Below are 13,934 nucleotides of genomic sequence, written 5' to 3' on the forward strand. Positions count from 1 at the left end.
AATTTATAATAATTTTTAAAATTTAAAAAATCTACAATGTTAAAAATAAAAAAAGAAAAAGAATAAAAGGTTTATAATAAGCCTGCTGTATCTAATGCCATTTTAGCCTCTTCTGTTGAAGCCCCTTTCTCGATTTCAACTGTTTTATCGGTTGCTTCGAGGTGTTTTAAGTTGCATCTTCTTCTTTTTACATTTCCGTCGATTACAACAAAGTTTTTGTCTAATACATCTACAATTACACAGGTGTTTCCTGCTTCTCTTCCCAATGTTTTAACACATACTCTTCCTACTTCTACTGCTATCATATTCTCACCTAAGTTTTTTGTTATTACTGGTCGTCGCCAACCGTAATTCATCCTACAAACAAGGAATGAGTTATTATTTAGATTTATTGGCTATTGCCCTATCTATAATACTAAATACGCCCTCTATATTCCATGCCGATGAATTTATAATAATATCATATATTGATAAATCATCTATATTTATGTCATATAATTCTTTATAGCGTTTCTTTTCGCTATTTTCTCTATTTATCATCTTATTTAGTGCGGTGTTTATATCTTCGCATTCTCTTTCGCTTATTCTTTCACACCTAACCATTGAAGGAGCCCTCAACCATATTGAAATGGTTGGTTCAACTGAATTTTTTTTGAGCATCCATGTAGCAAGTCTTCCTTCAAGAACTATATTTCCTTCTTTTGCCAATTCGACCTGTTTTCTATCAATCTCATGGTCAATATTAGGATTTTCTTCGGCATACTTGCTAAATTCTTGGAGCCCCATACCCATTTCTTTTGCCATATCTCGAAAAATAAAACCTGCACAAACATGATTTAAATTATATTTTTCAGATATTAGCTTTGCTATGGTTGTGGTTCCAGTTCCCGGAAGTCCTCCAATAGTTATTATCATTATCGCACCCTATAAGTTTCTTGCTTTCTCAATCATTAACCTTTTGAGACATTTTGGACATAAAAATCCACCATATGGTCTCTCTGGTCTTTTCTCTGTCTTTGAAAGTTTTGCTATCTCTATTTTTCGTCCTCTTGGAACTCCGTTAAGGAGAGCTCCACATGCACCACATTTAGCTTTTGAAACTTTACTTCTTCTGTGGTGTGTGAGAGTTTTGTTTCCAGGACCTCTTTTTGAAATTTTTTTGAATGAACCTGACTTAAATCTTGGAGCAGGCATATTATAACCTCTTTGTGTTTCATTTAATTTGTATTAAAATGGTATATTTAGTATGCAATTATAGTATATAAATATTTTGCTGGTATTGGTGGAGCTCCTTATATAATTAATTATAATTATTTTTTTATTATTTTTAGAGTTTAAAACAAAAACATTATTTTAAAATTATAGTAAGTTCAATAACTGTCCCTTATCCGTCCTATTGTAAAAATTCCCCTGGAATTTTGAGGTCCCCCTGGGATTCAATAATCTCTGATTATTGCATATCGTAAAAACTCCTTCGGAGTTTTGAGAAATTATTGAATTTCTCATTATTAGTAATAGGGCAGAGATTTTAGCTTTAAGACGGTTTAGTGAAAAAGACCGAAGATTTACCATATATAAATCTACTAATAAAATATATAAATTTATAAATGTATTCTCCTAAAATAAAAAGCGCAGAGGAAGGGATTTGAACCCTTGCGGAGCAAAGCTCCACCGGATTTCAAGTCCGGCGCCATAGTCCAAGCTCGACCACCTCTGCACAAATTAAAGCATTTTTAGTAGTTTATATCATATATTATCATAATAACTATTCTAAACACACATAATTATAGATATAATAAGTAATATATATACTTTTTGGTAGGGTTCTAAAAATTAATAGAAATATATAATATTATATCAATATTATTTAATTCCCATAACCTTCCTCAATATCATTGAAGTAGCCATTGAGCATAAAATATACCATCCAAGCCAGCCTAATGCCGTATCCCCCACTATACCAAATCCACCTTTGTAAAATATACTCCCAATCCAGTGAAATGGTCCCACAAGTAATATCTTTGAAAGAATTACAGGGAGCTCCACCACAACACCATTCCAACCACTATTTGCCAAATGGATTACTCCATTATAATCATAAACATGCCTCAAATATGCAAATATAGCAATAATTGGCACCCATGTATATATCATAGGTTTGAAACTCATTTTCATCATTTCCATTTGAGATGCCATCATTTTTTGCTGTTCTGCCTGTAATTTTTCCATTAAATCAGGGTCTTTTTGTGCCTGTCTTGCCTTAACTTGAAAATCCTGAATTTCTTTCTTTAATTCAGCCATTCTTTTCTGATTTACAAGCAATTTTGTAGCTAAATTTATAATAAAAGATACAACGAAAGCCATAGTCAATATGGCAATAGCAGGATGCATATTTTTTATAATTGGCATAAATACTGAATCCAATGCACCATAAAACATATTAAAAATTGAGTCAAACATCTTATCTCCTTTAAAAAGTATAATAAATAAATATTAGTTTAAATAATAAATAAAAAAAGAAGTATATATAATTATCTAATTATAAATAAATATATTATAATATATTAATTTTATAACATTTATTTTATTAATATCTTAATATTGAAACTAATTCCTCAACTCCTTCATCCAATAATCCGTTTTTATTCTTAACTATTTTAACTGTGGCCCCAGTTAAAACACCATATGTCATTGCTGCGCATCTATTCATAAATTGATGCTCCTCTATATCGCTAGCTGTTTCCAGGTCTCTTTTTCTTGTTTCGTCACTCATTCTTCTCATTAATATTTCATCCCCAGTAGTTTCCACTACAACTATCATATTAGGATTTAATTCATCTAAAACCCATTTAGGAAGTCCTGCCAAATAACCTTTTGGAGTTTTCACTGTGCTGTGTGTATCAACTACTATTGGCTGTTCTTTTACCATTTCAGCAATTTTCCTACCTGCCATTTTTTGAATTCTTTTTTGGGTATCTGCATCTAATTTTCTCATTTCGTCCCTATCTTCTACGATATTTTGACTTTGAGCTACTTCAAACATTGCAGTCCCGAAATTTACCATTTTATAGTTTATATTTTCTTCTTTTAATATCTCCATTGCTTTCTGGGTTATTGTAGTTCCACCTACTCCGGGTACCCCTGTAACTACCACTAATTTGTGCTCCATATAATCACCTAATATTGTATTTGAAATAATTAATCGTCAATAGTGTGTTCGAAAAATTTGTTCTTAAATGTCAGAAAGAATATTCTGATTTAACCGATAAGATATATTATAAATATTTTTGCGGTATTTTATACGGTAAGTTCTCGAACATACTACAATTTATATTTATATGACATATATATTATTTATTATTTTTTTATTTGATAATGGGCATATATTTATCTATTTATTATGCTTATTTTATTATATATTTATTATTTTTATTTGTCGTTTATAGTTAATCTTCAATAACTGTCCTTTATCTGTCCCAACTTATTAAACAAAAGCATAGCTTTTGTAAACAAAATCCTTTTAGGATTTTGTACAAAATCGAAGATTTTGTAAACAAATTCCTTTGTTTTTCTCTAATACCACAGAGATTTTAGTTTAATTGTGCAGTTTAATGAAAGAGACCGAAGATTGACTATATTTCTTTATATCGTAATTCCATTATAGTTTTAAGTGCAATTCCAATTTCAGTTATTCTGTTTATATCAGTTTCATTATCTAATTTATCAAATAAATAATTTATTTTTTTATTTAATATTTCTTGATGGTTATTGTTATCAATATTGCTGGTAGATTTATCTATGTTGTCCATGTTTGTTATTTTATCCTCATGATTACATTGGGGACAATATTCATTGCCTTCTTTGTCTTCAAACATGGGAGCTCCACAAACATCACAATGTTTGGAAAGCATTTTCGAACCTTTAAACATTTCCTTGGATGCCATTTTTACAAAATCCATCAACTCACCGCAAATTATTTTATATATTGGTAGTTTATTTATATCATATAATTTATAATTTTAATCAATATTAATAATATATTGAATTAGAACAATATATAGTTATAATGTATTTTATAGCATATATCTTATTAAAGGAAGAGTATAAAGATTATAGGAGAGGCATGATAAATATGGAATTAAATTACAATGAATTAGGATTAAAAGTAGGATTAGAAATACACCAACAATTAAACACCAAAAGAAAACTTTTTTGTAATTGTCCCACATTAATACGAGAGGACAGCCCAGACGGAGAAATACAACGAACATTACGAACATCCCAGAGCGAAATGGGAGAAATTGATAAAGCCGCACTTATTGAATCCAAAAAAGGCAAAAAAAATATTTACCAATATTATAATGATACAACCTGTCTTGTGGAATTGGACGAAGAACCTCCACATGCTCCCTCAGAAGAAGCCATAAAAACAGCCTTGGAAGTATCTTATTTAATGAATATGGAGGCAGTTAATGAAATACAGACAATGAGAAAAATAGTAATTGACGGTTCAAATACTAGCGGATTTCAAAGAACAGCCTATATATCCCAGGATGGATTTATTGAAACAGAGCACGGGAGAGTAGGAATAACCAGCCTTTGTTTAGAGGAGGATGCATGTAGAAAAATAGAGGGCAATGATAGTTATACAATATATAGAGTGGATAGGTTGGGAATACCATTATTAGAGATAACCACAGAACCCGACATAACTAACCCCAAAATGGGAAAAGAAAGTGCAAAAAGAATAGGTAGCATATTAAGAGCAACTGGAATGGCTAAAAGGGGGCTGGGCACTATAAGGCAGGATGTAAATGTATCCATAAAAAATGGTGCAAGAATTGAAGCAAAAGGAGTCCAAAATCTTGATTTAATTGAAAAAGTTATTGAAAATGAAGTAATAAGGCAGATGAATTTAATAGAAATAGCAAAAACATTGCAGGAAAGAAATGCCGAAGCCATACACAACATAATAGATATTACAGAATTATTAAAGAATACTAATTCAAAAGTATTAAAAAGTGCTTTAAAAAAGAAAAATGGAAAAATTAAGGCAGTAGTATTAAAAGGATTTGGAGGACTTGTTGGAAAAGAAATTCAGGAAGGTAGAAGGTTGGGAACTGAATTATCAGACCGGGCAAAAATCATTGCAGGAGTTGGAGGATTATTCCACACCGATGAGCTCCCACATTACGGCATAACAGGGGAAGAAGTAAAATTATTGAAAGAATATATAAACAGCATAATATCAATTACAGAACAGGATGCCATTGTATTGGTGGCAGATGAAAATAATAAAGTAGATAATGCCTTAAATGCCATATTAACCAGAGCGGAAGAGGCGATCTTAGGGGTTCCAGAAGAAACCAGAAAAGCCTTGGAAAATGGAAATACCTCTTATTTAAGGCCACTTGCAGGTTCGGCGAGAATGTATCCTGAAACAGATATTCCAGCTATTTATTTAGAGGAGGAATATATTCAGAGCATAAAAGACAATTTACCAGAGATGCCAGAAACAAAATTAAAACGATTTATAAAAGAATATGAATTAAATGAGGATTTGGCAAATATTATGGTTTCCTCATATAAAGTAAATATGTTTGAAGAGTTATGCAAAAATCATAACACTATAAAACCTACGCTAATAGCCACCACCCTTGAAGCTACGCTGAGAGAAATTAAAAGGGAAGGACATAATACTGACGGACTAACAAAACAACATTTTGATATGGTATTTAGTGGATTGGCAGAAGCAAAAACTTCAAAAGAAGCTATTGTAGATATATTAAAAGGATTTATAGAATATCCTAATGAAGATTTAGATAAAATTTTAGAAATAAAAGGATTGAAATCACTTTCAAAAGAGGAAGTTGAAGAAATAATTGAAAATATAATAAATCAAAACATAGAAGTTGTAAATAGTAAAGGTATGGGTGCTATGGGTATGTTGATGGGTAGATGTATGGCGGAGCTCCGAGGTAAAGCCGATGGAAAAATTATAAACACCGTGTTAAAAAATAAATTAATGGAAAAGGCAAATAAATAATAAATAATATATTAAACTTAAAAGGGAAAATATGAATGAGATATTGGGATATATTATTGGTGAAACCACCAATACAGAATTAAGCTTTTTATCATTGGGTATGCCTGAAATTGGGGGGTATGTCTTAATAAAATATGAGAATAAAAATATACTGGGAATGGTTGAAAGTGTTGTGCAGGGTTGCCCAGTATTTGATGAAGTATTAAGCGTAAATGATTTAATAAAATTAAAAAACCTAGAAAATGAAGATTCCTACTATATTATGGGAAAAATAAAGGTATTGGGAGATATTGAAAATAAAGAAATTCCAAGGGTGCCACCAAAACCAGGAACAGAAGTATATATTGCCGACGATGATTCATTAAAAAATATGTTTTCAGATGGGCATTTAAAAATAGGCAAATTGATATCAAGAGAGGTTCCCGTATGCCTTGATGTCAATAAATTATGCTCTCGGCACTTGGCAATATTGGCAATTACCGGAATGGGAAAATCAAACACAGTATCGGTGTTATTATCCGAATTAAATAAGTTAAATGGAACCGTTGTAGTTTTTGATGTTCATGGAGAGTATAAAGAAATAAAATCAAACAACAGCAACAACATATTAAATACTCACAATGTCGAACCACAAATAAATATATTTAATATAAGTAGTAGTGCATTATGTGATTTAGCGGGAGTAGATGCACAGGCCACAAAACAGCGACCATATATTAATAAGGCAATAAAATCGGTTAAAAAACAATATAAGGAAGTTGATTTCAATTCTGCGGAAGATTATGTAAATTCAATAATATTTGAATTGGAATCATATATTGAGATTAATAAAAGAGATGCGGAAAGTATTCAAACTGCCATATTTAGATTGGAGGATATGCTTCAATTTAAAAATCACATTATTAGACTACATTATAATCCAATAGAGGAAATAAAAGACGGACATATTAACATACTGCCATTAGATGGATTAGATGAAAATGATATGGATATTATTATTTCTTACTTTTCAAAAGAGATTTTAAAGAATAGAAAAAAATCATTTAGAAATAATGAACCAAAACCTGTATTTTTAATATTTGAGGAGGCACATTTAATAGTGCCACAAAATAGAAATACAAAATCAAAATATTATATATCCCGAATAGCTCGGGAAGGTAGAAAATTTGGAGTTGGGATATGTCTTGTATCCCAAAGGCCCAAAACTCTTGACCAGGAATCATTATCCCAATGCAACAATTTAATTATATCTAAATTAATAGAACCTTCTGACCAATCCCATGTTCAACATGCCTCTGAGAATTTAAGTGAAGATTTATTAAAACAATTGCCCAGTTTGAATATTGGAGAGGCTGTGATTATAGGGCCTTGTTTAAAAATTCCTGCAATTGTAAAAATAGATAAATTTGATGGAGAATATAAGGGAGAAGATATTGATATTGTAAATATATGGAAGAACAATTATAATAATGAAAATAATGAAAAAAGACTTTATTCAGAAGATATGTATGGAGATTTATAGTTAATCTTCAATAACTGTCCTTTATTTGTCCTATAGTAAAAATTCCCCTGGAATTTTGAGGTCCCCCCGGGATTCAATAATCTCTGATTATTACATATCGTAAAAACTCCTTCGGAGTTTTGAGAATTATTAAATAAAATCCTTTTAGGATTTTGTACAAAAGCATAGCTTTTGTAAACAAATTTCTTAATTTATTGATAATAGGTTAGATTTCAGCTTTTAATCGTAGATGGTTTAGTGAAAAAGACCGAAGATTGACTATAGATTAGGAGCTCCTTAAAATAATATAAATAAAAATATAAAAATAGAGATAACAAAGAATATATATCTATTCCTCTGTTTTTTTGCCCAAATAGGATATATTTATCCGTTTATCATATAATTCTATTTTTAAACCTATTTTAGCAGGGATTATTTTAACTGATGTATTATCCTTAATATATTCGCACTCCTTAATGGGATTTGTCATTTTAACTCCAATATGATTAATAACTACGAGTTCTGGCTTATTTTTCATACTATTTAACAAATCTATTAAATCATTTGAACATAAATGACCTTTTAATTTATTATTTTTTTTCCTAACCACATTTGCCACAAGCACCCTAACGCCATCAAAACAGTCTTTTAATGGTTCAATTAATTCGGTATCGCTTGTATATCCAATATCTCCTTTATTAGTTTTTACCCTACATCCAATCCCTTTTGGGTCTCCATGTTTTGTTGGTGTGGCTATTAATTCAATATCATGTATATTTGCAGACTCTTTTGGGTTTAATATATGAATTTCTGATTTAGATTGGTGATATTTGGATATTGCATTTTCATATTTTTCATATCCATTCAATACAGAAATATTACTTATAATATAACCAATATTTTTTGTCATACCATATGTCATTGCCTCTATCATAACTTCGGCATCGGTGTAGTGGTCGGGATGGTCATGAGATATAAAAATAGCATTTGTATAATATGGTATTAATTTTAAATCTGCCATCCTTACCAGAGCTCCGGGACCCGGGTCTATATGTAAATTTGTTTTTTCCGTGTGTATTCTAAATCCTCCTGTCCCCCTATTTTGGGTTATAGTTGCCCATCGTCCCCCGCCAGCACCTAAAAATATTATCTCAGCGTGCAAATTATCACCCCCATAATTGTTTATCTTTATTCTAAAATATTAGTATATTTTATATTATTATTTTTATTAATCATTTAAATACGATATTAACATTATTATATATCCCACTAACCCTAACAACAACATATGGAGAAGTAATTATCATATCGGGGTTATTTGGTTGTGTTTCATTCATATATATAATCAAATTATTGTTATTATCCTTTATTATTTTTGATATTTTAATTTTATAATCACTACTTGGTTTTTTTCCAGCGTAAATGTATATTGTAGTTTTATTATATTTATTATCTGCTATTATACTATATGATGGTTTATCATTACCATGAGTTCCAAATTTAACTATATTATACTCAGCAGACATATTGACAGAAATGTTATTCGACATATTATTGATAATAATATTATTTTTATTATTATTGTTTATCGTGTTATTTTTTATGTTGTTGGTATTATTGTGATTATTATTGATAGTATTGACTTCATCATTAAAATTATCCAAACAACAGGACAAACTCAGAAATAAAATACATATTATCGTTATTATTTTTAATACCATTATATCCCTCATTTAGTCAATCTTCGGTCTTTTTCACTAAACCGCTTATGATTAAGCTAAAATCTAACCTATTATCAATAAATTAAGAAATTTGTTTACAAAATCTTCGATTTTGTACAAAATCTCGAAGAGATTTTATTTAATAATTCTCAAAATCGCAAAGCGATTTTTACGATATGCAATAATCAGAGATTATTGAATCTCGGGGGGACCTCAAAATTCCAGAGGAATTTTTACGATATGGCGGATAAGGGACAGTTATTGAACTTACTATATTTTTACTTTCCATATCGTCTTTTTCTCTTTTGATAATCCCGAATTGCTCTTAGAAAATCTATTTTTCTAAATTGAGGCCAATACACTTCACAAAAATAAAGTTCTGAATATATGGACTGCCATGTTAAAAAATTACTAATTCTCTCCTCGCCCGATGTTCTAATTATTAAATCTGGATTAGGGTGGGGTAAATGTGAAGTATATAGTCGTTCAGATATTGTATTAACAGATATATCCTCAACATTTAATTCATTGTTTTTTATTTTATATGCTATATCTTTTATGGCATCTACAATTTCCTGCTGTCCGCCATAGGCAATTGCAACATTTACATAATAATTATTATAGTCTTTTGTTCTTTCTTCTGCATAATCTATTGCTTTCCTAACTCGCTCGGGAAGCAAATCTACTCGCCCTATCGCCTTTATTCTTATCTTTTTTTTATGAACCATACTGTCGTCTGCTGTGGCCATAAATTCTTGTTCAAACAAATCCATTAAAAAATCTACTTCTTCCTTAGACCTATTAAAATTCTCCTGTGAAAAAGAATATAGCGTAATTACTTTTACCCCTAAATTAACACACCAATCTACAAACTCCAAACTTTTTTTAGCACCGATTTTATGGCCAATCATGGATTTACTTCCAATTGTCTTAGTCATTCTCCGATTTCCATCCATGATTACTCCGATATGTTTTGGGATATTTTTTTTATCTAACTTTCTTTCAAGCATTTTTTCATAATATTTGTAAATTCCCAATTTAGTCATAAAATCGTAAATTTCTACCAACAAATTAATCACCATTTAAGAATTTTATGGCATTATAATATCTTTTCCAATCCCCGCTTCTACTGGTATCTATAAATTTTATATCTTTATCATTTAAAATCACTGCACCATATCCTTCCATCTTACATACTAAACCCAAACATCTAAATATTAAATTCCCAGAAATTCCGTCGGGTGCTATTATTATGTTGTATCCGTTTTTTAGGTATTCTTCTATTAATATGCCATTATGGTGTATTATAATACCGTCCTCTGTTTCCAATATGTTATCATTTTCACTGTCTTCATTATTGTATATTTTTTTAAAATATTTAATTATATTTTCACATTCATTTAATGAATTATCAATTTTCTCACTTCTCCCATAATCCGACAACCTTCCCGCAGATAAAAGCCCGACTTTTGGAACAATATTTTTTGATTTTAAAAAATTTATTGAATAATTTATTATATTTATTTTATCTTGAATATTATTAACTTCATCAATTCCCACGGGACATAATAAAAAAATATCATCTGTAAATGGATTTTTTAATATTGATGCTCTGTAAAATTCTCCAATTTCTTTTTTTAACAATGGCATAATTTCAGAAGAAGATAATGAACCCCTTATGGCACCATCTACTTCATTATTTATGGTTTTGTCAAGGAGCTCCCGGGAATCATCCACTAACTGAACATCAATTCCTTCCCACACTAATGCTTGATATGCCTTTAAAATTTCTTTTTTGTTTTCACCGATGCCCATTAGATACATAATTTATCACCAATATTAATATTAAAATTTTGGGAGCTCCTTATCTCAATCATAGAATTAGAATAAACCTTTGAGTTATATGTTTTCCATGGTTTTAAATTTTTGGCAATATCCACAACTTCATTGTTGTATAAAAAAATTACATCTATGGGATATTTCATAAAAAATGTATGGATATGGAGCTTTCGTTTGCCATAGTAAAATATAAGCCCCTCATTGTGATTTATATCTTTAAACATTAATCCAAATGCTCGTTTTATAAAATTATCTGCCACATTTAAATTATATGTTTTATTATTTAATTGAATTTCTGGCATATTCTCCCCCCGATATGGTGTGTGTTTAAAAAGTCAAATTTCATGGATTTATTAAGTCATAGTAATATTCGGTCTTTTTCAGGCCATATATGATAAACTCAAATTTTATGTTATTGAATTAAATTAATAATAATTTAGAGGTAGTTTGATGTAGTTTATATTTATTTTATCTTACCATACGGGGCAGGAACATATTGAACCGATGGTTTTTGACCGGTTGGTTGTTTGTATAAATCAAATAAATCATACATTGTTTTTGGAACATTTGTATTTACTTTTATGCCCATATCCTTTAACTTATTGATTGTAAGAGGATAATCATGCGTCCATACTCCCGTAGATATCAATTCAGTAATATATTTTGCTTTTTCTTCACTCATTTTATCTTTTAATAACCAATATACAAACTCCCCCACTTGATTTATTGCTTTTTTTGCTATGTCTCCTAAAATTAATGTTTCGTCTTCCAATTCATCTACATACTTTGTATCTATAACATTTAATATAGATGCAGCAGGATATTGTCCAATTTGAGGGTCAACCGGCCCCATAACTGCATTTTTATCCATTATTATTTCATCTACGGCAAGAGATATTAAACTACCTCCGCTCATGGCATAATGGGGTATTATTACGGTAGTTTTTGCCTTATGTTCTTTTAAAGCCATGGCTATTTGCTCACTCGCAAGCACAAGCCCTCCGGGAGTATGAAGTATTAAATCTATGGGGACATCATCAGAAGTCATCCTAATTGCTCGCAGAACTTCTTCACTATCTTCCATATTTATAAACCGATACAATGGAATACCAAATAAAGCCAATGTTTCCTGCCTATGTATCATTGCGATTACTCTTGTTTTTCTCTCTTTTTCAAGTTTCTTTATGCAATTATATCTTTGTATTAATTTTAATTTAAACATTAACTGAGGATAAAAGAATAAGAATATGAAAAATATCCAAAAAATATTATCTATAGCCAACATAATTCACCCAAATTTAAATTAATATATTATATGTTCAAGAACTATGGTAAATATTCTTTATGTGTTCCAAAATATTAAGTCATATTTCGATATTTTCATAAATTACAATAATATATTTATATAAATAGTCCGAAGATTTACCCCGCACGAAACAATGAAATTTCAAAATTTCCTTTGGAAATTTGACTTACAATGAACAACTGTTTCGAACACACCAACAATATGATACTATATATACACCATATGATATATACAATATAATATATACAATATAATATATGCTATATATTTATGTTTGTTTATATATAATATAACAATTATCATCTATTGGATATATAATACATTAATATGTGCCAATATTAGCACAGAGGTGCATTATGAGTAGAATAACACTTAATACGATTAAAATAAAACCAAATATTGCGGAGCTCCAAGATGTTCCAGAGGATATTACTGCTTTGAAGTATGTAATATTAGAACCCATTGGATTTCCAATTAATATAAATGGCGAGAATCTAAAAGTTAGCGTTGATAATCATGATTTATTTAATGTATATGCGAGAGACCAGTGGGCCAATGAAGTGATAAAAGAAGGAGAATATTTATTTGATGGTACTCTTATTCCCGATTATGCATTTAAAGTTATTAATACACACCCCAAAGAAGGCGGACTAATCACGAGAAACACATTTTTTAAATTAAAAACCGCGAGAACCCACGATAATAAATTAGTTAAAAATGTTAAATTTGATGAAGTTATAGGGCAAAATGAGGCAAAGAAAAAATGCAAAATAATAATGAAATATCTTGAAAATCCAGAAATATTTGGAGAGTGGGCACCCAAAAACATATTATTTTACGGAGCTCCGGGAACTGGAAAAACTTTGTTAGCAAGAGCTTTGGCAACTGAAACCGATGTTCCATTGTATTTAATTAAAGCAACGGAATTAATAGGTGACCATGTAGGAGATGGCTCAAAACAAATCCAAGAATTATATGAAAAAGCATCAAGCAGTAAACCTTGCATCATTTTCATAGATGAAATAGATGCAATAGCTTTAAGCCGACAGTATCAATCATTAAGAGGGGATGTTTCTGAAATTGTAAATGCCCTACTTACAGAATTAGACGGAATACATGATAATGACGGCATTATTACAATTGCGGCAACAAATAATCCCGATATGTTAGATAATGCCATAAGAAGTAGGTTTGAAGAAGAAATTAAATTCGAAGCTCCGAATGATGAAGATAGATTAAAAATCATGAAGCTCTATATGGGTAAAATACCACTTAACACAAAAAATATTAATTTAAAAAAATATGTGGAAAAAACAAAAGGCATGAGTGGTAGGGACATAAAAGAGAAACTAATAAAACCAGCACTCCATAAAGCAATTTTAGAGGACAAAAATTCAATTGAAGAGAAAGATTTAGATATTATATTAAATAAGTTAAAAGGCGGAAAAAAAGAGCCTTTACATTTATATGCGTAAATATGGTAAGTTCAATAACTGTTCCTTATTCGTTCTAAATTAGAAC

Annotated in this window: 15 protein-coding genes and 1 tRNA gene; 3 read left to right on the forward strand and 13 right to left on the reverse strand. The window is 30.0% G+C overall.

All coding sequences use genetic code 11. The annotated features are described in order from the left end of the window. Nucleotides 1-71: 71 nt before the first annotated feature. From MAEO_RS05680 to MAEO_RS05710, 7 genes are all read right to left on the reverse strand, one after another. Nucleotides 72-305, reverse strand: a complete 234-nt coding sequence (locus MAEO_RS05680) for a 50S ribosomal protein L14e (protein ID WP_048062389.1) — start codon at nt 303-305, stop codon at nt 72-74. A gap of 73 nt (nt 306-378) precedes the next feature. Further along, on the reverse strand, nt 379-915 hold the full coding sequence (gene cmk / locus MAEO_RS05685) for a (d)CMP kinase (RefSeq protein ID WP_011973836.1): 537 nt from the start codon (nt 913-915) through the stop codon (nt 379-381). A 9-nt stretch (nt 916-924) separates the two neighbouring features. Beyond that, nucleotides 925-1,194 carry a 50S ribosomal protein L34e gene (locus MAEO_RS05690; RefSeq protein WP_011973837.1) on the reverse strand — a complete coding sequence of 90 codons (270 nt, stop codon included), beginning with the start codon at nt 1,192-1,194 and terminating at the stop codon, nt 925-927. Between the two features lie 436 nt (nt 1,195-1,630). Beyond that, nucleotides 1,631-1,717: transfer RNA gene (locus MAEO_RS05695), tRNA-Ser, on the reverse strand. A 146-nt stretch (nt 1,718-1,863) separates the two neighbouring features. Continuing rightward, nucleotides 1,864-2,460 (reverse strand): DUF106 domain-containing protein, encoded by a 597-nt coding sequence (locus tag MAEO_RS05700; RefSeq protein ID WP_011973838.1) that lies wholly within the window; start codon nt 2,458-2,460, stop codon nt 1,864-1,866. A gap of 127 nt (nt 2,461-2,587) precedes the next feature. After that, entirely contained in the window at nt 2,588-3,169 is a 582-nt protein-coding gene (locus MAEO_RS05705) for an adenylate kinase (RefSeq protein ID WP_011973839.1), read from the reverse strand. Nucleotides 3,170-3,632: 463 nt separating this feature from the next. Next, complete coding sequence (locus MAEO_RS05710) at nt 3,633-3,959, reverse strand: Sjogren's syndrome/scleroderma autoantigen 1 family protein (RefSeq protein WP_011973840.1); 327 nt, start codon at nt 3,957-3,959, stop codon at nt 3,633-3,635. A gap of 173 nt (nt 3,960-4,132) precedes the next feature. On the opposite strand from MAEO_RS05710, the gene gatE reads away from it, so the two are divergent. Further along, nucleotides 4,133-6,046, forward strand: a complete 1,914-nt coding sequence (gene gatE, locus MAEO_RS05715) for a Glu-tRNA(Gln) amidotransferase subunit GatE (RefSeq protein ID WP_048062518.1) — start codon at nt 4,133-4,135, stop codon at nt 6,044-6,046. A 31-nt stretch (nt 6,047-6,077) separates the two neighbouring features. Beyond that, nucleotides 6,078-7,568 (forward strand): helicase HerA-like domain-containing protein, encoded by a 1,491-nt coding sequence (locus MAEO_RS05720; RefSeq protein ID WP_011973842.1) that lies wholly within the window; start codon nt 6,078-6,080, stop codon nt 7,566-7,568. Between the two features lie 328 nt (nt 7,569-7,896). On the opposite strand, the gene MAEO_RS05725 is transcribed toward MAEO_RS05720, so the two are convergent. The 6 genes from MAEO_RS05725 to MAEO_RS05750 form a co-directional block, all read right to left on the reverse strand. Further along, nucleotides 7,897-8,709: an MBL fold metallo-hydrolase gene (locus MAEO_RS05725; RefSeq protein WP_011973843.1), complete on the reverse strand. Its 813-nt coding sequence runs from the start codon at nt 8,707-8,709 to the stop codon at nt 7,897-7,899. Nucleotides 8,710-8,779: 70 nt separating this feature from the next. After that, a complete protein-coding gene (locus tag MAEO_RS05730; RefSeq protein WP_048062390.1) occupies nt 8,780-9,268 on the reverse strand; it encodes a protease complex subunit PrcB family protein in 489 nt (162 codons plus the stop codon). 278 nt (nt 9,269-9,546) lie between these two features. Then, complete coding sequence (uppS, locus tag MAEO_RS05735) at nt 9,547-10,350, reverse strand: polyprenyl diphosphate synthase (protein ID WP_048062391.1); 804 nt, start codon at nt 10,348-10,350, stop codon at nt 9,547-9,549. Beyond that, entirely contained in the window at nt 10,340-11,092 is a 753-nt protein-coding gene (mtxX, locus tag MAEO_RS05740) for a methanogenesis marker protein Mmp4/MtxX (RefSeq protein WP_011973846.1), read from the reverse strand. Before mtxX ends, uppS begins: the two co-directional genes overlap by 11 nt. After that, nucleotides 11,083-11,409, reverse strand: coding sequence for a DUF192 domain-containing protein (locus MAEO_RS05745; RefSeq protein WP_011973847.1), 327 nt, complete (start codon nt 11,407-11,409; stop codon nt 11,083-11,085). The genes mtxX and MAEO_RS05745 overlap by 10 nt, the downstream gene beginning before the upstream one ends. A 161-nt stretch (nt 11,410-11,570) precedes the next feature. Beyond that, nucleotides 11,571-12,392 carry an SDH family Clp fold serine proteinase gene (locus tag MAEO_RS05750; protein WP_048062392.1) on the reverse strand — a complete coding sequence of 274 codons (822 nt, stop codon included), beginning with the start codon at nt 12,390-12,392 and terminating at the stop codon, nt 11,571-11,573. A gap of 377 nt (nt 12,393-12,769) precedes the next feature. Between MAEO_RS05750 and MAEO_RS05755 the strand changes: the two genes are divergently transcribed. Continuing rightward, entirely contained in the window at nt 12,770-13,888 is a 1,119-nt protein-coding gene (locus tag MAEO_RS05755) for an AAA family ATPase (RefSeq protein ID WP_011973849.1), read from the forward strand. Nucleotides 13,889-13,934: the final 46 nt, after the last annotated feature.

Origin of the sequence: Methanococcus aeolicus Nankai-3 (genome assembly GCF_000017185.1) — an archaeon.
GTDB classification, from domain to species: Archaea; AGJL01; Methanococci; order Methanococcales; family Methanococcaceae; genus Methanofervidicoccus; species Methanofervidicoccus aeolicus.